Annotated in this window: 20 protein-coding genes, 2 tRNA genes, 3 rRNA genes, 1 other RNA gene and 1 pseudogene; 23 read left to right on the plus strand and 4 right to left on the minus strand. The window is 58.8% G+C overall.

Annotation, left to right across the window (positions count from 1 at the left end; translation table 11 throughout):
* Window positions 1-2: 2 nt before the first annotated feature.
* From NQE15_RS07935 to NQE15_RS07950, 4 genes are all read left to right on the plus strand, one after another.
* Entirely contained in the window at window positions 3-488 is a 486-nt protein-coding gene (locus NQE15_RS07935) for a hypothetical protein (protein WP_265948213.1), read from the plus strand.
* A gap of 50 nt (window positions 489-538) precedes the next feature.
* On the plus strand, window positions 539-1,522 hold the full coding sequence (locus tag NQE15_RS07940; RefSeq protein ID WP_265948216.1) for an SRPBCC family protein: 984 nt from the start codon (window positions 539-541) through the stop codon (window positions 1,520-1,522).
* Window positions 1,509-3,212: an ABC transporter ATP-binding protein/permease gene (locus tag NQE15_RS07945; RefSeq protein ID WP_265948218.1), complete on the plus strand. Its 1,704-nt coding sequence runs from the start codon at window positions 1,509-1,511 to the stop codon at window positions 3,210-3,212. Before NQE15_RS07940 ends, NQE15_RS07945 begins: the two co-directional genes overlap by 14 nt.
* Before the next feature lie 97 nt (window positions 3,213-3,309).
* Window positions 3,310-3,732: a hypothetical protein gene (locus tag NQE15_RS07950; RefSeq protein WP_265948220.1), complete on the plus strand. Its 423-nt coding sequence runs from the start codon at window positions 3,310-3,312 to the stop codon at window positions 3,730-3,732.
* Window positions 3,733-3,741: 9 nt separating this feature from the next.
* On the opposite strand, the gene NQE15_RS07955 is transcribed toward NQE15_RS07950, so the two are convergent.
* The 3 genes from NQE15_RS07955 to NQE15_RS07965 are packed head-to-tail and all read right to left on the minus strand — an operon-like array spanning window position 3,742 to window position 5,728.
* Window positions 3,742-5,370: an NADP-dependent glyceraldehyde-3-phosphate dehydrogenase gene (locus tag NQE15_RS07955; protein ID WP_265948222.1), complete on the minus strand. Its 1,629-nt coding sequence runs from the start codon at window positions 5,368-5,370 to the stop codon at window positions 3,742-3,744.
* A gap of 2 nt (window positions 5,371-5,372) precedes the next feature.
* Window positions 5,373-5,543 (minus strand): hypothetical protein, encoded by a 171-nt coding sequence (locus NQE15_RS07960; RefSeq protein ID WP_265948224.1) that lies wholly within the window; start codon window positions 5,541-5,543, stop codon window positions 5,373-5,375.
* 26 nt (window positions 5,544-5,569) lie between these two features.
* The gene (locus NQE15_RS07965; RefSeq protein ID WP_265948226.1) at window positions 5,570-5,728 is read right to left on the minus strand and encodes a hypothetical protein; all 159 of its coding nucleotides are present in this window, start codon (window positions 5,726-5,728) and stop codon (window positions 5,570-5,572) included.
* A 275-nt stretch (window positions 5,729-6,003) separates the two neighbouring features.
* Between NQE15_RS07965 and tal the strand changes: the two genes are divergently transcribed.
* A complete protein-coding gene (gene tal / locus NQE15_RS07970; RefSeq protein WP_265948227.1) occupies window positions 6,004-7,086 on the plus strand; it encodes a transaldolase in 1,083 nt (360 codons plus the stop codon).
* 271 nt (window positions 7,087-7,357) lie between these two features.
* Entirely contained in the window at window positions 7,358-8,131 is a 774-nt protein-coding gene (locus NQE15_RS07975) for a substrate-binding domain-containing protein (RefSeq protein ID WP_265948228.1), read from the plus strand.
* 183 nt (window positions 8,132-8,314) lie between these two features.
* On the opposite strand, the gene NQE15_RS07980 is transcribed toward NQE15_RS07975, so the two are convergent.
* On the minus strand, window positions 8,315-9,115 hold the full coding sequence (locus tag NQE15_RS07980; RefSeq protein WP_265948231.1) for an IclR family transcriptional regulator: 801 nt from the start codon (window positions 9,113-9,115) through the stop codon (window positions 8,315-8,317).
* Between the two features lie 14 nt (window positions 9,116-9,129).
* Between NQE15_RS07980 and NQE15_RS07985 the strand changes: the two genes are divergently transcribed.
* From NQE15_RS07985 to ybiB, 17 genes and pseudogenes are all read left to right on the plus strand, one after another.
* Window positions 9,130-9,831 carry a ParA family protein gene (locus tag NQE15_RS07985; protein WP_265948233.1) on the plus strand — a complete coding sequence of 234 codons (702 nt, stop codon included), beginning with the start codon at window positions 9,130-9,132 and terminating at the stop codon, window positions 9,829-9,831.
* Between the two features lie 64 nt (window positions 9,832-9,895).
* Window positions 9,896-9,971: transfer RNA gene (locus tag NQE15_RS07990), tRNA-Met, on the plus strand.
* Between the two features lie 319 nt (window positions 9,972-10,290).
* Window positions 10,291-11,826: ribosomal RNA gene (locus NQE15_RS07995) — 16S ribosomal RNA — on the plus strand.
* Between the two features lie 62 nt (window positions 11,827-11,888).
* A tRNA-Ile gene (locus tag NQE15_RS08000) sits at window positions 11,889-11,964 on the plus strand.
* A 295-nt stretch (window positions 11,965-12,259) separates the two neighbouring features.
* Window positions 12,260-15,142 (plus strand): 23S ribosomal RNA (locus tag NQE15_RS08005).
* A gap of 106 nt (window positions 15,143-15,248) precedes the next feature.
* Window positions 15,249-15,361 (plus strand): 5S ribosomal RNA (rrf, locus tag NQE15_RS08010).
* Together the 16S, 23S and 5S rRNA genes with 2 tRNA genes alongside form the textbook arrangement of a ribosomal RNA operon.
* A 118-nt stretch (window positions 15,362-15,479) precedes the next feature.
* Window positions 15,480-15,578: signal recognition particle sRNA small type (ffs, locus tag NQE15_RS08015), an RNA gene on the plus strand.
* Window positions 15,579-15,605: 27 nt separating this feature from the next.
* Window positions 15,606-17,207, plus strand: coding sequence for a DNA polymerase III subunit gamma/tau (gene dnaX / locus NQE15_RS08020; RefSeq protein ID WP_265948235.1), 1,602 nt, complete (start codon window positions 15,606-15,608; stop codon window positions 17,205-17,207).
* Between the two features lie 16 nt (window positions 17,208-17,223).
* Window positions 17,224-17,543, plus strand: a pseudogene (locus NQE15_RS08025) (YbaB/EbfC family nucleoid-associated protein).
* Window position 17,544: 1 nt separating this feature from the next.
* Entirely contained in the window at window positions 17,545-18,144 is a 600-nt protein-coding gene (gene recR, locus NQE15_RS08030; protein ID WP_265950186.1) for a recombination mediator RecR, read from the plus strand.
* A gap of 83 nt (window positions 18,145-18,227) precedes the next feature.
* The gene (gene petA / locus NQE15_RS08035; protein WP_265948237.1) at window positions 18,228-18,824 is read left to right on the plus strand and encodes a ubiquinol-cytochrome c reductase iron-sulfur subunit; all 597 of its coding nucleotides are present in this window, start codon (window positions 18,228-18,230) and stop codon (window positions 18,822-18,824) included.
* 3 nt (window positions 18,825-18,827) lie between these two features.
* Window positions 18,828-20,132 (plus strand): cytochrome b, encoded by a 1,305-nt coding sequence (locus NQE15_RS08040; RefSeq protein ID WP_416336510.1) that lies wholly within the window; start codon window positions 18,828-18,830, stop codon window positions 20,130-20,132.
* 11 nt (window positions 20,133-20,143) lie between these two features.
* The gene (locus NQE15_RS08045) at window positions 20,144-20,863 is read left to right on the plus strand and encodes a cytochrome c1 (RefSeq protein ID WP_265948239.1); all 720 of its coding nucleotides are present in this window, start codon (window positions 20,144-20,146) and stop codon (window positions 20,861-20,863) included.
* An 83-nt stretch (window positions 20,864-20,946) separates the two neighbouring features.
* Window positions 20,947-21,543 carry a glutathione S-transferase N-terminal domain-containing protein gene (locus NQE15_RS08050; protein WP_265948241.1) on the plus strand — a complete coding sequence of 199 codons (597 nt, stop codon included), beginning with the start codon at window positions 20,947-20,949 and terminating at the stop codon, window positions 21,541-21,543.
* Between the two features lie 3 nt (window positions 21,544-21,546).
* A complete protein-coding gene (locus NQE15_RS08055) occupies window positions 21,547-21,978 on the plus strand; it encodes a ClpXP protease specificity-enhancing factor (protein WP_265948243.1) in 432 nt (143 codons plus the stop codon).
* 125 nt (window positions 21,979-22,103) lie between these two features.
* Complete coding sequence (locus tag NQE15_RS08060; RefSeq protein WP_265948245.1) at window positions 22,104-24,824, plus strand: nitrate reductase; 2,721 nt, start codon at window positions 22,104-22,106, stop codon at window positions 24,822-24,824.
* A gap of 18 nt (window positions 24,825-24,842) precedes the next feature.
* Window positions 24,843-25,832 carry a DNA-binding protein YbiB gene (ybiB, locus tag NQE15_RS08065; protein ID WP_265948247.1) on the plus strand — a complete coding sequence of 330 codons (990 nt, stop codon included), beginning with the start codon at window positions 24,843-24,845 and terminating at the stop codon, window positions 25,830-25,832.
* Window positions 25,833-25,997 lie beyond the last annotated feature (165 nt).

Here is a 25,997-nt window from a genome sequence, read left to right on the forward strand (position 1 = left end):
TCATGTCCAATCCTTTATCAGCTTTCACCATCAAGAGCCATCAACAAACCGCTCGTCGCGCCCTGGCCCGTTCGCTTCTGGCCGTCGCCGCCGCCTTCCTCTGCACGTCGCTACCAGCTGCGGACATCGACGACAATGCCAAATCCAACGTGGTCAGCGCCCCGCAAGCCCAGATTCCCTGGATGAGCGGCGGAATCGGCGACGAGGCGCGTGACGAAATGCGTAAGGCGGCCACCGCCTATAATGTCCAAGTCATTTTCAGCGACCGCCAGGGCAGCTATCTGGCCAACATTCCGTTTGCCGTCACTGGACGTAATGGCAAGGAAGTCGTGGCTGGCGTCAGCGAGGGACCACTCCTTTACATCAAGTTGCCGCCGGGGAGCTATCGACTTTCCGCGCAGATCGACGGCGCCTGGCAACACAAGCAAATCCAGGCCGGGACGACCGGTCGTCCGGTCAGGACGTCGTTTGTCAGCCGGGGAGAATGATGCCGGCAGCGACTTGATCGCTGAATCACGCCAAACACAGTGGAGGGGTCGTGGCGGAATACCGCTTGCAGTCGGTGTGGCGCATCGCAGCGCCTCTCGAAGACGTCTATGCGGCCGTCCACGATTCCATGTATTGGCCAGACTGGTGGCCGGGGGCAGAACAGGTTGAGGCACTGGCTGACGGTGAGCCGGACGGTGTCGATAGTGTTCGGCGCTACGCTTGGCGGGGGGCGTTGCCTTATCGCCTGGTTGTCGAGGTGCGCGTCACCCGCATCGAAGCGCTGGTAGCGATTGACGGCAGCGCAAGCGGCGATCTCGATGGCGTTGGCCGCTGGCGTTTTTCGCGTGAAGGTCCGGTCAGTATCGTTGCCTTCGAGTGGCACGTGCGCACGACCCGCTGGTGGATGAACCTGATCGCCCCGTTCGCCCATTCGGTATTCGTCCGCAATCATGCACTGATCATGGCGCAGGGCGGGGCGGGGCTGGCCCAGCGGCTGGTGGCACCGTTGCTTGGGAAGGATACGGTCGATCTGCTGGCTGACGCGCCGGCGCTGCTGCCCGCGGGTAGGCGGATCGACCTGGCGATGGCCGGGGTCGTTGGCATTGCCGCTGGCGTGATCGCCACTGTGGCGCAACTCGTCTTGTGGTGGCTGGCGAATGTCCCGGTTGCCGAAACCCTGTTACGTGACACCCGCCTGACCGCTGCGCTGCTTATGGGGCCCGCCGTGCTGCCGCCACCGACGACGCTGCAGTGGGACATCCTGCTGGTCGCCACGCTGATTCATTTTGCCCTCTCCATCGCCTACGCGATCATCCCGGCCCAATTGGCCGGGCGTCTGCCGATCGGGCCACTGCTGCTGATTGGGGGCCTGTACGGGCTGGCGATCTACGCCGTCAACCTGTATGGCTTCACGCTGCTCTTTCCCTGGTTTGTCGTAGCCCGCGACTGGGTGACCCTGCTCACCCACCTGGTCTTTGGGGTGACCCTTTTTGGCGGATGCCGCCTGTTCCAGCGAAGCCATGATTCGTTTTGATCGTCGCCTTTGGCAGAGCTTCAAAACCATCGCCGCCCCTTATTGGTCGGGGGACGAGAGGCGGCAGGCCAGGTGGCTGCTCGTCCTGCTCGTGCTCCTGCTGCTGGGACAGACGGGGTTTGCCGTGCTCTTCAACGACCAGACTGGCGAGTTCACTTCGGCGCTGGCCGCCAAGGATGCCGACCGCTTCTGGCTGTCGATGGAAAAGTGCGTTGCCATCCTGATCTTCGGCGTACTGGTCCATGCTTCCTATTACTATGTCCGGGACAAGCTCGGGCTGCACTGGCGGCGTTGGCTGACCCGGCGCTTTCTCGGCGACTACTTCAGCAATCGGGCATATTACGAGCTGAATGCCAGTGTCGAGATCGACAACCCGGATCAGCGCGTTGCCGAAGACATCAACACCTTCTGCCAGAAGTCGCTGCAGTTCCTGCTCGTGCTGGTCGGCTCGCTGTTGCAGCTGATCGCTTTCTCCGGCGTCCTGTGGTCGATTTCGAAGGAGCTGGTCGCCTTTCTGATCATCTATGCCGTGGTCGGCACCGTCGTCACCATCGTCGTCTTCGGCAAGATCCTGATCGGCCTGAATTTCTACCAGCTAAAGCGCGAAGCCAATTTCCGCTTCAGCCTCGTGCGCATCCGCGAGAACGCTGAAGCCATCGCTTTCTATCGTGGCGAGGCCCAGGAGTCGCAGCAGGTTGCCCGCTACTTCAACGAGGCTTTCGAGAATTTCAACAAGCTGATCAAGGTCCAGCTGCGGCTGAACCTGTTTCAGTATGGCTACAGTTTCCTGACTATCATCCTGCCCAGTGCGATCATCGCCGGACGGGTGATCTCCGGCGAACTCGAGGTCGGGCGGGCGATTCAGGCAGCCGGTGCCTTTGCGGCGATTCTCAGCGCCCTGACCGTGATCGTCGACAACTTCGACAGCGTCAGCAAGTTTGCCGCCGGCATCGATCGCCTTGATAGTTTTGCCAAGGTCCTGGCCGGGAAGGGTGAGGGCCAGCCGGACGCAGCGCCGCGCATCACCTTTGTGACCGGACCCGATCTCGCCATCGAGAACCTGACCTTGCAAACCCCGAACTGCGAACGAACCCTGGTTCGGGACTTGTCGCTGCTGGTGGAGCCGGGGCAGGGCGTGATGATCGTCGGGGCCAGCGGTTGCGGGAAGAGTTCCTTGCTACGCGCCATGGCCGGCCTGTGGCGCTCCGGTAGCGGCCGCATCATTGCGCCGGCCGATGGTGAAATGCTGTTCCTGCCCCAACGCCCCTACATGCGCCAGGGCTCTCTGCGCAGCCAGCTGCTGTATCCGCAACAGGAGGGGGCGGTCAGCGACGAGGCTTTGCTCAGCCTGCTCGACAGCGTCAACCTGCCGCAGACTGCCGCCCGGTTTGGCGGGCTGGATGCCGAACTGGACTGGTCCAAGGTGCTCTCGGTCGGCGAACAGCAGCGCGTCGCCTTCGCCCGTGTGCTACTCCAGGCGCCGCGCTACGCCATGCTCGACGAAGCGACCAGCGCCCTGGACATCGCCAACGAACTCAGTCTCTACCGCCTGCTGACCGATACCGGCACGACGCTGATCAGCGTCGGCCACCGACCGGCCATCCTCCAATACCACCCGCAGGTGCTGGAAATCATCGGCGATGGTACGTGGCGGCTCTATGCCGCGGAGAGCTATCGCTTCAATCAGTAGTTCGCGTCACGTTTCTTCCGACCGGACAGACAGCAACCGCAGGTATCCTTGCCGCCGATAGCGATTGTGAATCGCGGCAAACCGAGGATATCCGGCGATGGATGACAAGGCACGACTGGGCCAGGAATGGCTTTCCCTGCACGACCATAGTGAGCAGTACGAAAAGCATGCGCTGCTCATCAAGCTGACCTGCCTAGCGCTGTGCGTTGGCGGACTGGCGGCGAAACTGCCGGTCGGCTGGCTCGGCGCATTGGTCGTGCTGTGCTGGATGCAGGAAGGCATCCTGAAAACCGGCCAGGTACGCCTGGTGGAACGCCTGTTGCGTCTCGAAGCCGTGCTTCGGCAGGCGGCGCCACCCGACGCGCTGGCCATGCAGTTGTACTCGGCGTGGTCGGCCGCCCGGCCGGGGTGGATCGGCCTGCTGCGCGAGTATGCTGTCAATGCTGCCCGGCCGACCGTGGCCTTTCCCTACCTGCCGATACTCTTGCTTGGTTTGCTCACCAGCCTGATCACGGCATGAGGTCCGGCTTCAGAGGATGAAGTGGGTGTTGATGAAGTTCGACTTGTTGCCGAGCACGATGGCATCGAGCAGCTTCTTTGAGGCCTCGGTCTGCTTGGCGGCGACCATGGTGCGGATCGAGAAGGCGCGCAGGGCGTCATGGACGGATAGCGTGCCCTCGGCCGAATCCTTGCGGCCGACGAAGGGGAAGACGTCCGGCCCGCGCTGGCACTGGCAGTTGATATTGACCCGGCAGACCTGATTGACCAGGGTATCGACCAGCGAGGCGATCTGCTCGGGATTGCTGCCGAAGATGGCAACCTGCTGGCCATGGTCGGAAGTGATCACGTAGTCGAGCGGCGTCTCGATGTCCTCGAACGTGGCGACCGGAATGATCGGGCCGAACTGCTCCTCGCGATAAAGCTTCATGCCCGCGCTGACCGGGAACAGCACGGCCGGGTAGAACAGGGTCTCGGCCATGGTGCCGCCGCCGGGGTTGATTACCCTGGCGCCCTTGCTTTGGGCATCGGCGATGCATTCGTTCATGTAGCTGACCATCGCCATGTCGGGCAGCGGCGTCAGCATGACGCCGGGCTCCCACGGCATGCCGATGGCCAGTTTGCCGACTTCCTCGCAGAAGCGGCGCAGGAACTGCTCGGCGATCGACTGGTGCACCAGGATCATCTTGATCGCCGTGCAGCGCTGGCCGTTGAAGGAAAGGGCGCCGGTAATGCATTCCTTGACCGTCAGTTCGATGTCCGCATCGGCCATGATGATCGCCGCGTTCTTGGCGCCGAGGCCGAGGATGGCGCGCAGGCGGTTGGTCTTCGGGTGCGACTTTTTCAGTTGGTCGGCCACCTCGCTCGAACCAATCAGCGCCAACACATTGACCTTGCCTGAGGCCATGATGTGCGGCACGACGACGTGGCCCTGACCATAGACGATGTTGATGACGCCGGGCGGAAATGCGCTGCGAAAGGCCTCCAGCATCGGGTAGTAAAGCAGCACGCCGAAGCGCGGCGGCTTGAAGAGCACGACATTGCCCATGATCAGCGCCGGGATCAGCGTGCTGAAGGTCTCGTTCATCGGGTAGTTGTACGGCCCCATGCACAGCGCGATGCCGACCGGCGAGCGGCGGATCTGGGCGATCGTGCCATCGACGATCTCGAAGCGCGAATTGCTGTTGTCGAGCCGCTTCAGTTCCTCGACGGTGGCGCGGATGTAGTCGATGGTACGGTCGAATTCCTTCTGCGAGTCGGCCAGGCTCTTGCCGATTTCCCACATGATCAGGTTCACGATCTCGCGGCGGCGGGCGACGATCTGGTTGGTGAAGTTGCCGACGCAGGCGATGCGCTCGGCGACCGACAGGTTTGGCCAGCTGCCGCGGCCGTGATCGTAGGCAGCGACCGCTGCGGCCAAGGCGGCATCGGCCTCGGCAGTACCGGTCACCGGGACGCTGCCGAGTTCGACATGGGCCAGGCGGCCATCGCTTCGTTTAATGCAGACTGGCGAATATACGGCGCGCGTTTCCCCTTTCCAGATGCGCATTTCGCCGTTGATCAGGATGGCGCGCTGATGGATCGGCGCCAGGATGCGGCAATCGGCGGGAATCTGCTCTTCGCGCGGAAACAGGGCGCTCAGTTGGGCGACGGTTTTCACAATCAGTAACGGTTCGGGTCGTTCGGACGTCGGTCCATGCGATTCGGCACGCCATCGTTGTCGCGGTCGCGATCGACGCGGTTCGGTACGCCATCTCGGTCGCGGTCGCCGCGGTGTCCACCGTCCCGGTGCGGGGTGTCATAGACAACACAACCCGAGAGGAGAGTGCTCAAGGCAATCAGTAATACTGCCAGTTTTCTCATGTCAGTTCCTCGGCGGTTAAGGTGAAGAGGGCGGAATTTCTAATTTCCGGCAACGGGCCGGTCGGATGCTGCGGGGCAGCCCCAGGGGCGCGCTTTTTAGTTAGGCCGCGTTTGATGACTAATAGTTTCGCTACCGGGTATTTGATCGCGGCCATGCCACCATTTCGTTGAGCTTGCCCGGGGCGGGTCTCTTGTTGGTTACTCACAGAGACTGAGTGGCGATGACAAGCCGTCCGGCGGGGTGGTGCGGAACAACCTCGACTATTACAATCCGGTGACGGACGTGGCGAACTAGGTGCCGAATTTGTAGCTGCGGGCGGCGCCCATCAGCATTGGATGCGCGATAAACTCAACCAGCACACCAACACATCCACGAGCACGGCGCCGAGAGGCCGCCAATGCGCGACTGGAAATGGCCGGAGAACAAGGCTTGAAGAAAAATCCCCTGCTCGCGCTCAAGGCGCGCGGGCAACACGCCTGGCTCGATAACCTGTCGCGGACCTTGCTCCGGGAGGGCACGCTGCAACGCCTGATGGAAGAGGACGGCATCGACGGCGTCACCTCGAATCCCGCCATTTTCCAGAAAGCGTTGACCGGCAGTTCGTTCTATGCCGAGGATATAGCCCGCCTGCGCACGTCCGGTCTCGACCCCGAGGCGCGTTACGAGGCGCTGGTGATTCCCGATATCCAGGCCGCCTGCGACATTCTGTGGCCGGCCTATGTCGCCAGTGCGGGCGATACCGGCTACGCCAGCCTGGAAGTCTCACCCTTGCTGGCGCATGACGCGGTTGGCACTGAAGCAGCTGCCTTGAGACTGCGCCAGTCGGTTGGGCGCGACAACCTGCTGGTCAAGGTGCCGGGCACGCCAGCCGGCGTGCAGGCCTTTGAGAACCTGACGGCGCTCGGCGTGCGGGTCAATGTGACGCTGCTCTTCTCGCTCGCCCAGTATGAGGCAGTGGCCCAAGCCTATTTGCGCGGGGCGCAGCGCTGGCTGGCCGAGGGCGGCAGTGCCGCGCAGTTGCGCTCGGTGGCGAGCGTCTTCCTGAGCCGCGTCGATACGCTGGTGGACCGGCGGCTCGAAGTCATCGGCACGCCGTTGGCCCGGGTGCTCCGCGGGCGGAGCGGCGTTGCTCTGGCCAAGCGCTGCTACCAACGCTATCTCGAACTCTTCCACGGCCCGACCTATGCCGCGTTGGCCGAGGCCGGCGTGCGACCACAGACGCCACTTTGGGCAAGTACCGGTAGCAAAAATGCGGCTTACAGCGATGTTCTCTATGTCGAGGCGCTGATCGGTCCGGAAACCATCAACACGCTGCCCGACGCGACCCTGGCCGCCTTCCACGAACATGGTCACGCCCTGGACCTGCTGGTCGAAGGCGCCAACAAAGCGCATTACCATATCGTGGCACTCGCCGGACAGGGCATTGAGTTGAATGAAGTCGGCGAAGCCCTGCAGATCGAGGGCGTACGCCTGTTCGTCGAGGCCTACGAAGAAATCTTGAGCAGCGTTTAGAGCGTTATAGAAGCGACAGCGGAGGTTTTGACTTCCGCTTTTCTCTCCGGGGCCGGCCGTGCCACCAAAATTCCTGGGCCGATACATTGTCAATGGCTCCTCAGCGCCGCTTGTTGCAAGTCCCGACATATTTAATCTAGGTCGCCGTTCGCTATAGGCTGACATTCAGGCAGTGACCTGGAATGGCCAAGATGAGAACAAGGGGACTCTAGTGCAAATTAGAAAGATACTGACTGTAGCGTGTACCGTTGCCGCATGTTTTCTGGGGGCGATGGCATTCGCGCAGAACCGGACTATCACCGTCGCATCGACGACCTCTACCGAGCAATCCGGACTATTCGGCTACATCCTGCCGCTCTTCGAGAAAGAGACTGGTGTGAAGGTACGGGTAGTCGCCCTCGGTACCGGACAGGCGCTGGATATTGCCCGCCGCGGCGATGCTGATGTCGCTTTCGTCCACGACAAGGCGGCGGAAGAGAAATTTGTCGCCGAAGGCTTTGGCGTCGAGCGCCGCGAGGTCATGTATAACGACTTCGTTTTGGTCGGACCCAAGGGCGATCCGGCCAAGGTGGCAGGCAAGGGCATCCTCGAGGGTTTGCGACGGATTGCTGCCATCGATGCTGTGGCTCGCTCAGCCTTCATTTCCCGTGGCGACAAGAGCGGCACACATGCCGCCGAACTTCGCTACTGGAAGATGGCGGGGCTCGATCTGGACAAGATCAAGGGGGCTTGGTACCGCGATACCGGCTCCGGCATGGGGCCGGCGCTGAATATGGCCTCCTCTGCCAACGCCTACGTCCTTGCCGATCGTGGCACCTGGCTGTCGTTCAAGAATCGCGGCGACCTGGTGATTCTTGTCGAGGGCGATAGCCGTCTGTTCAATCAGTACGGCGTGATATTGGTCAATCCGCTCAAACATCCGCAAATCAATCGGGAAGATGGTCAGCGCTTCGTCGAATGGCTGATTTCCGCTTCCGGCCAAAAAGCGATTGCCGAATACAAGATCGGCGGCGAGCAGTTGTTTTTCCCGAATGCTAAACGATAAGCGCAAATCAATGGGCGGATGCTTCCATCCGTAAGGACGAAGTCACGAATTCTGCCGTGTGTCTAACATCCGCCCTCCATTATTAGTGACTGCCGTACCTCACGGAAATTCCTGGGTTTTTGCCATCCCCGACTCGTTTGGATCTTGCCAGTTGTTAGTGATCCCGTTCGGGGCGTCAGGCTCTCATTCAGCCTTTTCGCCATAGCCCAGCCTTTGGGACAGGGCTGCCGCTGCGGACAGCATCGCCTTGGCAACGGGACTGTCCCATTCGGCGTTGAATTCCCCCATCGAACCCAGCGCTGTTATCGAGGCAACCATGCTGCCTGTGTGGTCGTAAACCGGGGCGCTGAATCCGTTGATGCCGGGGGTCAGGCTGCCAGTCGCGCGCGATATGCCGTGGGCGCGGATGTCGGTTAGCGTCTTTTCTAGTTGACGCCGGACCGTTGTAATAGCGACCTTGCTTTCGTCGGCTGCTTCGTGCAACTCCTCGTCGAGCATCTTCTTGAGGAAGGGCGACCGGTAAAAAGCCGAAAAAGCCCGCCCTGTAGCGGACTTGGAGAGCGATAGTACCGTGCCCGGGCGCAGGGTGATGGTTACCGGCGAGCCCGAGTCGACGATACGGACGATAGTGGCTCCGTGATTTCCCCAGACGGCTAGCGCCACGGTTTCCTGAATTTCTTCGCAGAGTGCTTCGAGAATCGGTCCGGACAGACGCACCGGGTCGAGTCGCCCCAGCCCCGAAAGCCCTAGTTCCAGCGCGTAGGCGCCAAGGTCGTAGCGGCCGCTACTGGAATCCTGTTCGACAATCCCAATTCTCAGGAAACTGACCATGTAGCGATGTGCCTTGGCTGCCGGCATTCCGGCGCCCTTGGCAATGTCGCGCAACATCATGGGGCGATTGGTCGCCGCCAGGACCCGCAACAGACGAAAGCCCACTTCGATGGATTGAATCCCCTGTCGATCACTTGCAACTTTGGTAACCATAACGGGCCGCCTGGATGAAAACCAATATTCTATTCATCTATGACGCCGCTGAGCGCGCCGAATATAATGCCGCAGCAAATATACAGGGAGGGTGTATGCGTTCAGTGTTAGTGGCGAATCCAAAAGGCGGGGCCGGCAAAACCACTCTGGCAACCAATTTGTCAGGCTACTTTGCCAATCAGGGAAAGAAAACCACGTTGTGCGATCTTGATCGCCAGCAATCGGCGCTCCGCTGGATGGCTTTTCGCGACCCGGCATTGCCGCCGGTGACAGGGTACTTTGCTGGTAACCAGATCGTGCTCAACCTGCCCCGCGAGGCCGACTGGGTTGTCGTGGATGCGCCGGCTGGCTTGCAGGGCTACAAGCTTACTGATTACTTGCGAGCAGTAGACAAAGTTGTCGTGCCGCTGGTGCCGTCGATATTTGACATGGCGGCTACCGAAGATTTTCTCAATTCGATGCGTAACGAAATACGTGGGCAGCGTTCCAAAGTCGGGATCGTCGCCATGCGTGTCGATCCGCGGACCAAGGCGGCAAGCATGCTGGAAGAGTTCCTCAAGCATTTCGATATTCCTATCGTTGCTTATCTCCGCAACACCCAGAACTACGTCAATGTGGCTGCCGCTGGTGCAACGGTCTTTGATCCGCCACGGGCGAAGCATCGTCGGGATGTCGACCAGTGGGCGACGCTCGTCGATTGGTTGGGAAGTAAATAGTCTTTCGAACAGATTGTTGTTGACACCCCGTGGGAGCGTCTGGATAATGCGCCCCTCTGACGGACGCGGGGTGGAGCAGCTGGCAGCTCGTCGGGCTCATAACCCGAAGGTCGCAGGTTCAAGTCCTGCCCCCGCAACCAACAAAATTTAACGCTTGGTAATTGCTAGGCGTTTTGTTTTTGTGAAGTTGGAAGTTGTTGTTGTAAGAGAAGAAGTTGGGTGTAAAAGCTTGACGAGATGTTGGAAGTGATTCATAATCTCGCTTCTCTGCTGCTGACGGATTTAACGAGACGGCGCGGCGAGTGATCTTTAACAATTTGAACAACCGATAGGTGTGGGTGCCTTGATGCTAGCGATGCAAATCGCAAAAAAGTATTAAAGGCAATCACACGGATGGAGAGATCCATCGAGGTAGAAGTTAAATTCTACCGTCAGTGAATTGTGAGTATTAGTTGGATTGAACTGAAGAGTTTGATCCTGGCTCAGATTGAACGCTGGCGGCATGCCTTACACATGCAAGTCGAACGGCAGCGGACCTTCGGGTGCCGGCGAGTGGCGAACGGGTGAGTAATGTATCGGAACGTACCTTTCAGTGGGGGATAACGTAGCGAAAGTTACGCTAATACCGCATATTCTGTGAGCAGGAAAGCAGGGGATCGCAAGACCTTGCGCTGATTGAGCGGCCGATATCAGATTAGCTAGTTGGTGAGGTAAAGGCTCACCAAGGCGACGATCTGTAGCGGGTCTGAGAGGATGATCCGCCACACTGGAACTGAGACACGGTCCAGACTCCTACGGGAGGCAGCAGTGGGGAATTTTGGACAATGGGGGCAACCCTGATCCAGCCATGCCGCGTGAGTGAAGAAGGCCTTCGGGTTGTAAAGCTCTTTCGGCCGGGAAGAAATCGCATGGGTTAATACCCTGTGCGGATGACGGTACCGGCATAAGAAGCACCGGCTAACTACGTGCCAGCAGCCGCGGTAATACGTAGGGTGCGAGCGTTAATCGGAATTACTGGGCGTAAAGCGTGCGCAGGCGGTTTTTTAAGACAGGCGTGAAATCCCCGGGCTCAACCTGGGAACTGCGCTTGTGACTGGAAGGCTAGAGTACGGCAGAGGGGGGTGGAATTCCACGTGTAGCAGTGAAATGCGTAGAGATGTGGAGGAACACCAATGGCGAAGGCAGCCCCCTGGGTCGATACTGACGCTCATGCACGAAAGCGTGGGTAGCAAACAGGATTAGATACCCTGGTAGTCCACGCCCTAAACGATGTCAACTAGGTGTTGGGAGGGTAAAACCTTTTAGTACCGGAGCTAACGCGTGAAGTTGACCGCCTGGGGAGTACGGCCGCAAGGTTAAAACTCAAAGGAATTGACGGGGACCCGCACAAGCGGTGGATGATGTGGATTAATTCGATGCAACGCGAAAAACCTTACCTACCCTTGACATGTCCAGGAGCCTGAAGAGATTTGGGTGTGCCCGAAAGGGAACTGGAACACAGGTGCTGCATGGCTGTCGTCAGCTCGTGTCGTGAGATGTTGGGTTAAGTCCCGCAACGAGCGCAACCCTTGTCGTTAATTGCCATCATTTAGTTGGGCACTTTAACGAGACTGCCGGTGACAAACCGGAGGAAGGTGGGGATGACGTCAAGTCCTCATGGCCCTTATGGGTAGGGCTTCACACGTCATACAATGGTCGGTACAGAGGGTTGCCAAGCCGCGAGGTGGAGCCAATCCCAGAAAGCCGATCGTAGTCCGGATCGTAGGCTGCAACTCGCCTGCGTGAAGTCGGAATCGCTAGTAATCGCGGATCAGCATGTCGCGGTGAATACGTTCCCGGGTCTTGTACACACCGCCCGTCACACCATGGGAGCGGGTTCCGCCAGAAGTAGGTAGCCTAACCGCAAGGGGGGCGCTTACCACGGCGGGGTTCGTGACTGGGGTGAAGTCGTAACAAGGTAGCCGTAGGGGAACCTGCGGCTGGATCACCTCCTTTCTAGAGAAAGCATCTCTGGCACCCACAACCTATCGGTTGTTCAAAGAGTAGCAAACAGACGAGGGTCTGTAGCTCAGTCGGTTAGAGCACCGTCTTGATAAGGCGGGGTCGTTGGTTCGATTCCAACCAGACCCACCACGTCACAAACGGGGATTAGCTCAGCTGGGAGAGCACCTGCTTTGCAAGCAGGGGGTCAACGGTTCGATCCCGTTATCCTCCACCAGAATCTAAAGATAAGCTGATTGTTTATCTTTAGCTTTTGAGGAATCAATTGCTACGCTCTTTAACAAAACGGAAGAAGGTTGTGTTGCAGCGCTGATGAGGCGTTGGCAACACGTTGTGATTGCATCTGTCTTCATTTCTTTGCCGGAATGAGACAGCACAAATATGAGTTTGCCTGTAGCCACTCTCTTAGGAGAGTACAAGGTTATAGGATCAAGCGACTAAGTGCATGTGGTGGATGCCTTGGCGATCACAGGCGATGAAGGACGTGCAAGCCTGCGAAAAGCGGGGGGGAGCTGGCAATGAAGCTTTGATCCCCCGATGTCCGAATGGGGAAACCCACTCAGCAATGAGTATCCCACACTGAATACATAGGTGTGGGAGGCGAACCCGGTGAACTGAAACATCTAAGTAGCCGGAGGAAAATAAATCAACCGAGATTCCCCAAGTAGTGGCGAGCGAACGGGGAGCAGCCTGCTAGTGATAGCGGAGACGTTAATGGAACGGAATGGAAAGTCCGGCCGTAGTGGGTGATAGCCCCGTACATGAAAACGACTCTGTGGTACTAAGTTAGCGAAAAGTAGGGCGGGGCACGTGAAACCTTGTCTGAACATGGGGGGACCATCCTCCAAGGCTAAATACTCGTGATCGACCGATAGTGAACTAGTACCGTGAGGGAAAGGCGAAAAGAACCCCGGGAGGGGAGTGAAATAGATCCTGAAACCGCATGCATACAAACAGTGGGAGCCGACTTGTTCGGTGACTGCGTACCTTTTGTATAATGGGTCAGCGACTTACGTTGTGTTGCGAGCTTAACCGAATAGGGGAGGCGTAGCGAAAGCGAGTCTGATAAGGGCGTTTAGTAGCACGGCGTAGACCCGAAACCGGATGATCTATCCATGGCCAGGATGAAGGTGCCGTAACAGGTACTGGAGGTCCGAACCCACTAATGTTGAAAAATTAGGGGATGAGCTGTGGATAGGGGTGAAAGGCTAAACAAATCCGGAAATAGCTGGTTCTCCCCGAAAACTATTTAGGTAGTGCCTCATGTATCACTTGCGGGGGTAAAGCACTGTTATGGCTAGGGGGTCATCGCGACTTACCAAACCATGGCAAACTCTGAATACCGCAAAGTGCGAGCATGGGAGACAGACAGTGGGTGCTAACGTCCATTGTCAAGAGGGAAACAACCCAGACCGCCAGCTAAGGTCCCCAAGACACAGTTAAGTGGGAAACGAAGTGGGAAGGCATAGACAGCTAGGAAGTTGGCTTAGAAGCAGCCATCCTTTAAAGAAAGCGTAATAGCTCACTAGTCGAGTCGTCCTGCGCGGAAGATGTAACGGGGCTCAAACTGTGCACCGAAGCTGCGGATATCCGTAAGGATATGGTAGGGGAGCGTTCTGTAGGTCTGTGAAGGTGTCTTGTAAAGGATGCTGGAGATATCAGAAGTGCGAATGCTGACATGAGTAGCGATAAAGGGAGTGAAAAGCTCCCTCGCCGAAAGCCCAAGGTTTCCTACGCAACGTTCATCGGCGTAGGGTGAGTCGGCCCCTAAGGCGAGGCAGAAATGCGTAGTCGATGGGAAACAGGTCAATATTCCTGTACCGATTCTAGATGCGATGTGGGGACGGAGAAGGTTAGGTCAGCCATCTGTTGGAATAGGTGGTTTAAGCGTGTAGGCGTGCCCCTTAGGCAAATCCGGGGGGCTAAGCTGAGGCGTGATGACGAGGCACTACGGTGCTGAAGTGATTGATACCAAGCTTCCAGGAAAAGCCACTAAGCTTCAGTCTAGAATTGACCGTACCGCAAACCGACACAGGTGGGCAGGATGAAAATTCTAAGGCGCTTGAGAGAACTCAGGAGAAGGAACTCGGCAAATTAACACCGTAACTTCGGGAGAAGGTGTGCCCCGGTAGGTTGTAGAGCCTCGCGCTCGAAGGCCGATGGGGTTGCAGTGAAATGGTGGCTGCGACTGTTTAATAAAAACACAGCACTCTGCAAACACGAAAGTGGACGTATAGGGTGTGACGCCTGCCCGGTGCCGGAAGGTTAATTGATGGGGTGCAAGCTCTTGATCGAAGCCCCGGTAAACGGCGGCCGTAACTATAACGGTCCTAAGGTAGCGAAATTCCTTGTCGGGTAAGTTCCGACCTGCACGAATGGCGTAACGATGGCCACACTGTCTCCTCCTGAGACTCAGCGAAGTTGAAATGTTTGTGAAGATGCAATCTCCCCGCGGCAAGACGGAAAGACCCCATGAACCTTTACTGTAGCTTTGCATTGGACTTTGAATCGGTCTGTGTAGGATAGGTGGGAGGCTGTGAAACCGGGACGCTAGTTTCGGTGGAGCCAACCTTGAAATACCACCCTGATTTATTTGAGGTTCTAACCTTGATCCGTGAATCCGGATCGGGGACCGTGCATGGTGGGCAGTTTGACTGGGGCGGTCTCCTCCCAAAAGGTAACGGAGGAGTACGAAGGTACGCTTAGGACGGTCGGACATCGTCCATAAAGTGCAATGGCAAAAGCGTGCTTGACTGCGAGACCCACAAGTCGAGCAGGTGCGAAAGCAGGTCATAGTGATCCGGTGGTTCTGTATGGAAGGGCCATCGCTCAACGGATAAAAGGTACTCTGGGGATAACAGGCTGATACCGCCCAAGAGTTCATATCGACGGCGGTGTTTGGCACCTCGATGTCGGCTCATCTCATCCTGGGGCTGTAGCCGGTCCCAAGGGTATGGCTGTTCGCCATTTAAAGAGGTACGTGAGCTGGGTTTAAAACGTCGTGAGACAGTTTGGTCCCTATCTGCCGTGGGCGCTGGAAATTTGAAGGGGGCTGCTCCTAGTACGAGAGGACCGGAGTGGACGAACCTCTGGTGTACCGGTTATGACGCCAGTCGTATCGCCGGGTAGCTATGTTCGGAAGAGATAAACGCTGAAAGCATCTAAGCGTGAAACTCGCCTTAAGATGAGATTTCCCGGAGTCTTGAACTCCTTAAAGGGTCGTCGAAGACCACGACGTTGATAGGTCAGGTGTGGAAGCGCAGTAATGCGTTAAGCTAACTGATACTAATTGCCCGTACGGCTTGATCCTATAACCTTGTAATACACTGCAAACTCATAATCGCAGTCACAACAAACAACCTTCTATCCCCGTTTTGCGTTTGGCGCGGTTACTCGCGACAAACATACAAGTTACGTCTGGCGGACATAGCCTTCTGGTACCACCCCTTCCCTTCCCGAACAGGACCGTGAAACAGTTGAGCGCCAATGATAGTGAGCTTCCGCTCGCGAAAGTAGGTCACCGCCAGACTCCCCATACAAACCCCCTTCAGCTCCAACTGAAGGGGGTTTCTGCGTCTACGGCTCCAGAGGCTTTCATCGCAAAATCGGACTTCGAGCTCCTCGCGCGCTATGTTAGAATTCGAAGTGGCGGGTCTCCCCGCATTGCAAGATGGTGAATCTGGTCAGGTCCGGAAGGAAGCAGCCACAGCCATTTACTGCAAGTGCCGGGGGTTAGGCTCGCCACTTTCATTTTCTGCTTTGATGTGGGGCGCATGAGTTATCAGGTTCTTGCCCGCAAGTGGCGGCCGCGAAATTTTTCTACGCTCGTTGGCCAGGAGCACGTTGTTCGTGCCTTGACCCACGCCCTGTCAGAGCAGCGCCTGCATCATGCCTATCTGTTTACGGGTACCCGTGGGGTCGGCAAGACGACGATTGCCCGCATTCTCGCGAAATCGTTGAATTGCGAAGGGGGTATTACAGCGACCCCATGCGGCACATGCTCGGCCTGTCAGGAGATCGATGGTGGACGTTTCGTCGATCTGCTCGAGGTTGATGCGGCGACCAATACCCGTGTCGACGAAATGCGTCAGCTACTCGAGAATGCTGTGTATGCGCCGACCCGCGGCCGTTTTAAGGTCTATGTGATCGACGAAGTACACATGCTTTCTAACTCGGCATTCAATGCCATGTTGAAGACTTTGGAAGAGCCGCCGGAGCATGTGAAATTCATTCTGGCGACAACCGATCCGCAGAAAATTCCGGTCACGGTGTTGTCGCGTTGCCTGCAATTTAATCTCAAGCAAATGCCGGCTGGCGCCATTTCCGGCCATCTTGCCCATATTCTGCAGGCAGAGGGCATTCCCTTCGAGGCGCCCGCTCTTGGGCTGATTTCCCGCTCCGCTTCGGGCAGTATGCGCGATGCCCTCTCTTTGCTCGATCAGGCGATCGCACATGGTGCCGGACGGGTTGAGGAAGCCCAGCTTCGTAGCATGCTGGGAACCGTTGATCAGGATTATCTGTTTGCTGTCCTTGAGGCGCTTATAGAGGGAGATGCGCCGGCTTTGCTGCAGATTGCTGCTGATCTCGCTATGCGCAGCCTATCCTTCTCGGCTGCCTTGCAGGAGCTGGGGGCGCTTCTGACCCGTTTGCAGATCGCTCAGTGCGTGCCGTCGGCTATTGAAGAAGACGATCCGGAGCGCGTGCGTTTGCTGCGCCTGGCCGCAGGATTCTCTCCCGAGTTCATCCAGTTGGCCTATCAGATTTCAGTGATTGGCAGAAATGAGCTATCGGTTGCGCCGGACGAGTATTCCGGCTTTGTCATGACGTTGCTCAGGCTGCATGCCTTTCGCCCCAGTTCGGTAGCCGATTTCGTGGCGGCAGTGACGCCGCGCGCGAAGTCCATTGCTCAAGTCGCGGCGAAGCCTCCCGAGACGCCCTCGGCGCAGCCAAAGTCATCAGCCGTTTCTGCAACGCCCGTATCGATACCAGGGGGCCAGAATCTGGACTGGCATCAGATCGTTTCCGCTCTCCCGTTGTCCGGTCTGGCGAGGACTCTGGCCCAGCATTGCGAATTGCGTCTGATCAGCGAGACGGAGTGTTGCCTGCGGTTGGCGCCGGTGCATGCTCATCTACAGATGAAACCGAGTCCGGAGCGATTGCAGCAGGCATTGGGCGACTATTTTGGGCGGCCGTTGCAGCTCAAAATCGAGGTGGGCACCAATGAAACGGATACACCGGCGGTGGCTGCTGGCCGTGAGAGACAGGAGCGCCAGGAGCAGGCGATTGCTTCGATTGAACAGGATAGCTTTGTACGTGATGTGATTGAGTCGTTTGATGCATCACTGGTTGAATCTTCTATTAAACCGATAGCGTGACGGAGAAATCGAAATGATGAAGGGCGGTCTGGGAGGCCTGATGAAACAGGCGCAGATGATGCAGGAAAACATGAAAAAGGCGCAGGAGCAGTTGGCTCAGCTTGAGGTAGAGGGGCTGGCCGGGGCTGGAATGGTCAAGGTGGTGATGACCTGTGCTCATGACGTGCGTCGTGTCAGTATCGACCCATCGGTGATGGATGATCGCGAAATGCTGGAAGACCTGGTTGCCGCTGCGGTGAATGATGCTGTGCGGCGCGGCGCAGCCCTTAGTCAGGAGAAAATGGCCGGCTTCACGTCCGGTCTGAATTTGCCCCGGGCTTCAAGCTGCCCTTCTAAGGTGAATCCCTCCGGTCTTGAGGCCCTGATCGAAGCGTTGCGCTGCTTGCCCGGAATCGGGCCGAAGTCGGCGCAGCGAATTGCCTACCACCTTTTGCAGCATGACCGGAGCGGCGCCCTGCGACTCGGTGATGCCGTGCAGCACGCTTTGCAGACGATTCGCCATTGTCAGCGCTGCAATACCTTTACCGAAGCTGAAGTCTGCGAACGCTGCGCTTCGCCGCGGCGCGACCCCTCTCTGCTTTGCGTTGTCGAGACACCCGTCGATCTGAACATGATGGAGCAGACACGGGCTTACCAGGGGCTCTATTACGTTCTGATGGGACGGATATCGCCCCTGGACGGCATCGGGCCGAAGGAACTTGGTCTCGAACAGTTGATGGCACGGGCACTGGATGGCGTGGTGAAGGAAGTGATTCTGGCGACCAACTACACCAATGAAGGGGAAGCCACAGCTCACTATGTCACGGCGATGCTCAAGTCTAAGGGCATCACAGTGACCAGGATCGCCCGTGGCGTACCCGTTGGCGGCGAACTCGAATATGTCGATAGCGGTACGCTGGCGCAGGCTTTGCGCGAGCGTAAATCGTGTTCAGCTTGATCACAGCTTTGATCCCGGGGGCGGTTGGCGTATAATTTAGCGTTTATTTTTAATCCCATCCAATTCCTTTAGGGGTCAGCGTTATGAGCAATCAAGGAAAAATGGACTGCGGGCGGCGGCGTTTGATCGTCGCAACTGCAGCCGTGGGCGGAGTGGGCGCAGTTGCTGCGCTCGTGCCGTTCGTATCCAGCTTGCTTCCTTCCGAACGTGCCAAGGCAGCAGGCGCTCCGGTAGAAGTCGATATCAGCAAGCTCGAGCCGGGTCAGATGATGACCGTCGAGTGGCGTGGCAAGCCGGTGTGGATCATCAATCGCACCAAAGACATGCTGGATACTCTCCCCAAGCTCGCCGACATGGTCGCCGACCCGAAGTCTGACAAGAACCAGCAACCGGACTACGCGAAGAACGATACCCGTTCGGTCAAGCCCGAAATCATGGTCGTCGTCGGTATCTGCACCCACCTCGGCTGCTCGCCGTCGTCCAAGTTCAAGGCCGGTGCCGAAGAAGGCATGCCGGGCGATTGGCTGGGCGGCTTCCTGTGTCCTTGCCATGGTTCGACCTTCGACTTTGCCGGCCGTGTTTACAAGGCAAAGCCTGCCCCGACCAATCTCGAAGTGCCGCCGCACGTGTATCTCGCCGATACCCGTATCTTGATCGGCGAAGACAAGAAGGGAGCATAAGAAATGGCTGCTGGCAATTTCGATAAATACAAGTCCGACGGTTCCCTCGCCGGCAATGCGCTGGAGTGGCTTGACGCCCGTTTCCCGGCTACCTCGATGTGGAAGGGTCACCTTTCCGAATACTACGCCCCGAAGAACTTCAACTTCTGGTACTTCTTCGGTTCCCTGGCGCTGCTCGTGCTGGTCATCCAGATCGTTACCGGCATCTTCCTGGTCATGCACTACAAGCCGGATGCCGCTTTGAATGCAGCGGGCGTACCGATCGCATTCGCCTCCGTCGAATACATCATGCGCGACGTGCCAGGTGGCTGGCTGATTCGCTACATGCACTCGACCGGTGCTTCGGCCTTCTTCATCGTGGTTTATCTCCACATGTTCCGCGGCCTGATCTACGGTTCCTACCGCAAGCCGCGCGAACTGACCTGGCTGTTTGGCGTCGGCATCTTCCTTGTGCTGATGGGCGAAGCCTTCTTCGGCTATCTGCTGCCGTGGGGCCAGATGTCGTACTGGGGCGCCCAGGTTATCGTGAACCTGTTCTCAGCTATCCCGGTGATCGGCAATGACCTGTCGCTGATCATCCGCGGCGACTTCGTCGTCGGCGATGCGACCCTGAACCGCTTCTTCTCCTTCCACGTCATCGCCTTCCCGCTGGTGCTGCTCGGTCTCGTTGCCGCCCACGTGCTGGCGCTGCACGAAACCGGTTCGAACAATCCGGACGGCGTCGAGATCAAGGCCAACAAGGACGAGAACGGCATTCCGCGCGACGGCATTCCGTTCCACCCGTACTACACGGTCAAGGACATCGTCGGTGTCGTCGTCTTCCTGATGGTGTTCTCCGCCGTGATGTTCTTCGCGCCGGAAGGTGGTGGTTACTTCCTGGAAACGCCGAACTTCTATCCGGCCGATCCGCTGAAGACCCCGCCGCACATCGCGCCGGTCTGGTATTTCACGCCGTACTACTCCATCCTGCGGGCCATGGTCTGGAACTTCTTCGGTCTCGATGCCAAGTTCTGGGGTGTGGTGGCGATGGGCGCGTCTGTGGTGATTTTTGCCGCACTGCCTTGGTTGGATCGTAGCCCGGTGAAGTCGATCCGCTATCGCGGTCCGATCACCAAGGCCATGATCACCATCTTCGTGATCTGCTTCTTCATCCTCGGTTACCTCGGCACGCTGTCGCCGTCCCCGATGGGCGAAATCATTTCCCAGATCTGCACGGTGTTTTACTTCGGCTTCTTCCTCGGCATGCCCTGGTGGTCCCGGATGGACAAGTTCAAGCCGGTTCCTGAACGCGTGACGATGAAGAAGTGAGGATGCAAAAAATGAAAAAATTTCTGATCGCATTGCTCTTCGCCCCGCTGATGGCTTTTGCCAGCGGCAGCGCCGTCCACCTCGACAAGTGGCCGGGCTCCGTTGGTGACAAGCCGGCATTGCAAAATGGTGCCAAGCTGTTCGTCAATTACTGCCTGAACTGTCACGGTGCGTCCTACCTGCGGTACAAGAACCTGCTGGATCTCGGGCTGACCGAGCAGCAGGTCAAGGAAAACCTGATGTTCACCTCCGACAAAATCGGGGAGTTGATGCGGGTTGCAGCGCGTCACGACGAGCAGAAGCAGTGGTTCGGCGCAACGCCGCCGGATCTGACCATTGTTGCCCGGGCTCGCGGTGAAGCTGGCAATGCCGGAGCCGGTGCCGACTGGCTCTACACCTACCTGCGTTCCTTCTATCGCGATGCCAATCGTCCGACGGGCTGGAACAACGTGGTATTCGAGAACGTTGGCATGCCGCATATCCTGTACGGACTGCAAGGCCAGCAAGTGCTGAATCACGAAACGCACAAGCTGGAACTGGCCGTCCCGGGCTCGATGCCGCCGGCCGAATTCGACAAGGCGGTTTCCGATCTGGTCGGCTTCATGGTCTGGATGGGCGAGCCGCAGCAGGAATATCGCCGTACTCTGGGCTGGTTCGTTCTGGCCTTCCTGGCAGTTCTCTTTGTTGTCGCTTACGCGCTCAAGAAGGAATACTGGAAAGACATTCACTGATCCCTCCCGGATCAGCTAACGGCATCGCGGGTTTGGCTCTGGCCAGCCCCCGATGCCGAATCTCATTTTGAGGGTTACCACAAATGATGAACCTCTACTCGGGCACCACCTGTCCTTTTAGCCATCGCTGCCGCATCGTCCTGTTCGAAAAGGGCATGGATTTCCAGGTGATCGATGTCGACATGTTCAACAAGCCGGAAGAAATGGCTGCGATCAATCCGCACAATCGCGTGCCGGTGCTGGTCGAGCGCGATCTGGTCCTGTTCGAACCCAACATCATCAACGAATACATCGACGAGCGCTTCCCGCATCCGCAACTGATGCCGGCCGACCCGATCATGCGCGCCCGCGCCCGCCAGTTGCTGGTCGGCATGGAACGCGAAATCTTTTCCTTCATGGAAGTGATCGAGAAGAACGGCAAGACGGCCGACAAGGCCCGTCAGGAAATCCGCGCCCGTCTGACCGAGATCATCCCGATCTTCAACAAGCAGAAGTTCATGCTGGGTGACGAATTCTCGATGCTCGACGTGGCCATAGCGCCGCTGCTCTGGCGTCTGGACCACTATGGCATCGATCTCGGTAAGGCCGCGGCGCCGCTGATGAAGTACGCCGAGCGGATTTTCAGCCGTCAGGGCTTCATTGACGCGCTGACGCCCTCCGAAAAGGCGATGCGCAAGTAAGGCATGGAACTTCCGTCCACCAAGCCTTACCTGCTGCGTGCCATCTGGGAATGGTGCTGCGACAACGGATTTACGCCGTATATCGCAGTCCAGGTCGATGCACGTACCGTCGTTCCGCGCGAGTTCGTCAAGGACGGCCAGATCGTGCTCAATATCGGGCAGGATGCGACCAACAAGCTGAATATCGGGAACGATCTGATCGAGTTTCAAGGGCGGTTTGGCGGCGTCGCCCGTCAATTGTCGGTTCCGGTCGGGCAGGTTTCGGCGATTTACTCGCGCGAAAATGGCGCCGGCATGGCTTTCGAGATCGGTGAGGAAACTGCTTCTTCCGACATCGAACTTCCCGATGACGCAGCGGAAGGCGATTCCGACGAGCCGCCACCCGAGCCGCCGCGTCCCGAAGGAGGGCGGCCCAAGCTGCAACGCATCAAATAGGGACGAAGGCTGCGCTTGATGCACCAAAACGGGGAGATTTCATTCTGAAATCTCCCGTTTTTCGTACAAGCCCATGATTTTCCTGCTTGGCATGGCTGTTGCTCAAGGAGGCCAGAAGGAAAATTATGAAAACTGAAGTCAAATCCACCTGTTGCTATTGCGGCGTCGGCTGCGGTGTCCTGATCGAAACCGAGAACGGCAAGATCAGCGGCGTCCGCGGCGACCCAGAACACCCAGCCAACTACGGCCGCTTGTGCACCAAAGGCGCGACGCTGCATCTGACCGCCGACCCGAGCTATCGCCTGCATTATCCGGAGCGGCGCGCCGTGCGTGGACAACCGGGGCAGCGCGTGAGCTGGGATACGGCGCTCGACGAAGCCGCAGAGCGTTTTGCCGAAACCATCCGCCAGCATGGCGCGGATTCGGTCGCCTTCTACATTTCCGGCCAGCTGATGACCGAGGACTACTATGTCTTCAACAAGCTCGCCAAGGGGCTGATCGGCACCAACAATGTCGACACCAACTCGCGGCTCTGCATGTCCTCGGCCGTCGCCGGCTACAAGCAGACGCTCGGGGCCGATGCGCCGCCGTGCAGTTATGCCGACATCGGCCAGGCCGGAGTGATCTTCATCGCCGGAGCCAATCCCGCCGTCGCGCACCCGATCGTCTTCCGCTACGTCGAAGATGCGAAGGCGGCCAATCCCAACCTCAAGATCATCGTCGCCGATCCGCGGCGCAGCGAAAGCGCGGAACTGGCCGACCTTCACCTGCCGATCAAGCCCGGTTCGGATATCGCGCTGTTCAACGGCATGCTGCATATCCTGATTGCCGAAGGCTTGATCGATCAGGACTGGATCGATGCCCACACCACCGGCTTCGCGGCGCTGGCTGCGGTCGTCAGGAACTACACGCCGGCGGTGGTCGCCGATCTGTGCGGCATTCCGGCCGCCGATATAGTCCAGGCGGCGCGCTGGTTCGGCAGCAACGGACCGGCGCTGTCGCTTTATTGCCAGGGGCTCAACCAGTCGGCCCATGGCACGCACAACAACGCCGGAATCATCCAGCTGCATCTGGCCACCGGCCAGATCGGCAAGCCCGGCGCCGGGCCGTTCTCGCTGACCGGCCAGCCCAATGCCATGGGCGGCCGCGAAGTCGGCGGCCTCTCGAACCTGCTCTCGGCTCACCGCGATCTGGCCAACCCGGAGCATCGTGCCGAAGTGGCGCGTCTCTGGGGCATCCCGTCGGTGCCGGAAAAGCCGGGAAAATCGGCGGTCGAACTGTTCAAGAGCCTGAAGTCCGGCGAGATCAAGGCGGTATGGATCGCCTGTACCAACCCGGCGCAGTCGATGCCCAACCAGGCCGAAATTCGGGCGGCCCTGCAGAACGCCGACTATGTCGTGTTGCAGGAAGCCTATGGCAACACCGACACTGCTGATTACGCTGACCTGCTGCTACCAGCCAGCGCCTGGGGCGAAAAGCACGGCACGGTGACCAATTCCGAACGCCGCATCATGCGCGTGCAATCCGCTGCCGCGGCACCCGGCGAAGCCCGCCATGACTGGGAAATCGTCGTCGACTTCGCCCGCCGCTTGGGCAACAAACTTCAGAACCCGAGCGTCGGCCAGTTGTTCCCCTATGCTGACGCCGAGTCCATCTTCAACGAACACCGCGAAAGCACGCGCGGGCGCGATCTCGACATCACTGGCCTGAGCTACGCATTGCTTGAAGCCGATGGCCCGCAGCAATGGCCATATCCGACCGGTGCCGCGGGCGGCAAGCAACGCCTCTACGAGGATGGCCAGTTCCCGACGGCCAATGGCAAGGCCCGCTTCGTGGTCATCGAGCACCAGCCAACCGCCGAAGTTACCGATGCCGACTTCCCGATCAGCCTGCTCAGTGGCCGCATGCGCGACCAATGGCATGGCATGAGCCGGACCGGCACCGTGCCGCGCCTCTTCAACCTGGAAGATGAGCCTTTGCTCGCCCTGCATCCTTGCGACATGCGTCACCGCGGTCTGAACGATGGCGATCTGGCCCGGGTCAGCAATCCGCGTGGCGAAATGATCGTCCGCATCGCCGAGCGCCCCGGTTTGCGCAAGGGCCGGGCCTGGATGCCGATGCACTGGGGCAGCCAGTTCATGAACACGCCGGGCGCCAACGCATTGGCCTGCGATGCCATCGACGCCTACTCGAAGCAGCCGGAGTTGAAGCATGCGGCCGTCCAGATCGCCAAACTCGACTTGCCTTATCCGCTCGCCGTGATTCGCCGCTGCACTAGACAGGGCGAGGCCCTGGAACTGTTGCAGCGGGCGCGGGCCAGCCTGGCCGACTATCCCTATGCCACGGTCAGCCTCTATGGCCGTCAGTCGCCGCTGGTCGTGCTGCGCGCTGCGACGGCAAAAGCCATCCCGGAAACCGCGATCGCCGATATCGACCGCCTGTTCGGCCTCGATGGTGAGGAAGGCGCGATCGTCTATCTCGATGCCAAGCGCCAGGTCAGCAAGAAGGCCATTGCTCAGAATGGCCGCCTGCTCGGCGTTCGCCTGGCCGGCGAGACGCTGGCCCAAGTCTGGCTCAAACAGGCGATGGCCGAAGACGAACTCGATGCCAGCCTGATCCGCTTCGCCCTGGCGCCGACCGCCAAGCCGCCGGTCGGTGTCGTGTCGCGCAACATCATTTGCAAGTGTGCCGATGTCAGCGACGTCCAGATCCATGCCGAACTGGCGCAAGGCGCCGGCTTGCCGCAACTACAGGAAAAGCTGAAGTGCGGCACCTTCTGCGGCTCCTGCGTTCCGGAAATCAAGCGACTGGCCGCCGAATACGTGCCCAAACAAGCTGCGGCCTGAACGCGGCGGGAGGAGACCATGAGTTACGCACAATTCATCAAGGAAATCGGCCGCGGTGCCGAAGGGGCGCGCGATCTGCCGCTCGACGACGCCCGCCAGCTCTATGCTGCGATGCTCGACGGTGGCGTGCCTGATCTCGAGCTGGGCGCCATCATTCTCGGGCTGCGGGTCAAGGGCGAGTCGCTCGATGAAATGCTCGGCTTTCTGAGCGCCGTCGATGAGCGCACCAACCGGCTCGACATGCCGCACGGCAGGGTCCGGCCGGTGGTCTTGCCAAGCTACAACGGCGCCCGCAAGGAAGCCAATCTGACGCCGCTGTTGGCGCTTCTGCTCCAGCGTTTCGGCGTCCCGGTGCTGGTTCATGGCCTACTCGAAGGTTTCGGCCGGATCACCACCGGCCTGATTTTCCGCGAACTCGGCATCATGCCGCTGACGTCGAGTACCCAAGCCCAGATCACGCTGGAAGAAAAAGGGCTGGCCTTCCTGCCCCTGACCGCACTCTGCCCGGGTATCCACAACCTGCTCGGCTTGCGCAGCCGTCTGGGCGTGCGTAATAGCGCGCACAGCCTGGTCAAGCTGATCAATCCCTTCGATGGCGATGCCGTCCTGGTCGCGCCGGCGACCCACCCCGAGTTCATCGAACTGATGCGCAACCTCCTGCTCAATCGCGGCCAGCGTGCAGTGCTGCTGCGCGGCACCGAAGGCGAGCCCTTCGCCAACCCCAAGCGCCGGCCGCGCCTCGAGTACGTGCATGACGGCGTGGTCGATGTCCTGTTCGAAGCCGAGCACGAAAGCCTGCGCACCCTGCCCAATCTGCCGGAGGCCAACGATGCGGCGAGTACCGCCAAGTGGATCCGGCGCATCCTCGACAAGCAGCTGCCGCTGCCCAAACCGATCGCCAACCAGCTTGCCTGCTGCCTCTACGCCAGCGGCTATGCCGAAGATTTCAACCAGGCCAAGGCCATTGTCGCTGTCGAAGCCACCGGGCTGCTGATGGGCGGCAACTGAAACGAAATTTGCACCGCCTTGGTTATGGATGCCCGGATTTGGTGCGCTCAAGCCACCCTTGGTAGCATCGAATCAATAAAAATCAGATAGTTAAGTTGCTGGCACGCCAATTGCACTAGGTAAGCCAGTACAGCGAATCAACCGCCAACGGAGGCGGTTCGATGG

Source organism: Dechloromonas sp. A34 (assembly GCF_026261605.1).
Lineage (GTDB): Bacteria > Pseudomonadota > Gammaproteobacteria > Burkholderiales > Rhodocyclaceae > Azonexus.

Excerpts from the sequence above, each read along its gene's own strand:
- NQE15_RS07935 (WP_265948213.1), top strand. The coding sequence starts at position 3 with ATGTCCAATCCTTTATCAGCTTTCACCATCAAGAGCCATCAACAAACC.
- NQE15_RS07945 (WP_265948218.1), top strand. The coding sequence starts at position 1,509 with ATGATTCGTTTTGATCGTCGCCTTTGGCAGAGCTTCAAAACCATCGCC.
- NQE15_RS07950 (WP_265948220.1), top strand. The coding sequence starts at position 3,310 with ATGGATGACAAGGCACGACTGGGCCAGGAATGGCTTTCCCTGCACGAC.
- NQE15_RS07965 (WP_265948226.1), bottom strand. The coding sequence starts at position 5,728 with ATGGCCGCGATCAAATACCCGGTAGCGAAACTATTAGTCATCAAACGC.
- NQE15_RS07975 (WP_265948228.1), top strand. The coding sequence starts at position 7,358 with ATGGCATTCGCGCAGAACCGGACTATCACCGTCGCATCGACGACCTCT.
- NQE15_RS07980 (WP_265948231.1), bottom strand. The coding sequence starts at position 9,115 with ATGGTTACCAAAGTTGCAAGTGATCGACAGGGGATTCAATCCATCGAA.
- NQE15_RS07985 (WP_265948233.1), top strand. The coding sequence starts at position 9,130 with ATGAAAACCAATATTCTATTCATCTATGACGCCGCTGAGCGCGCCGAA.
- dnaX (WP_265948235.1), top strand. The coding sequence starts at position 15,606 with ATGAGTTATCAGGTTCTTGCCCGCAAGTGGCGGCCGCGAAATTTTTCT.
- petA (WP_265948237.1), top strand. The coding sequence starts at position 18,228 with ATGAGCAATCAAGGAAAAATGGACTGCGGGCGGCGGCGTTTGATCGTC.
- NQE15_RS08040 (WP_416336510.1), top strand. The coding sequence starts at position 18,828 with ATGGCTGCTGGCAATTTCGATAAATACAAGTCCGACGGTTCCCTCGCC.
- NQE15_RS08045 (WP_265948239.1), top strand. The coding sequence starts at position 20,144 with ATGAAAAAATTTCTGATCGCATTGCTCTTCGCCCCGCTGATGGCTTTT.
- NQE15_RS08050 (WP_265948241.1), top strand. The coding sequence starts at position 20,947 with ATGATGAACCTCTACTCGGGCACCACCTGTCCTTTTAGCCATCGCTGC.
- NQE15_RS08055 (WP_265948243.1), top strand. The coding sequence starts at position 21,547 with ATGGAACTTCCGTCCACCAAGCCTTACCTGCTGCGTGCCATCTGGGAA.
- NQE15_RS08060 (WP_265948245.1), top strand. The coding sequence starts at position 22,104 with ATGAAAACTGAAGTCAAATCCACCTGTTGCTATTGCGGCGTCGGCTGC.
- ybiB (WP_265948247.1), top strand. The coding sequence starts at position 24,843 with ATGAGTTACGCACAATTCATCAAGGAAATCGGCCGCGGTGCCGAAGGG.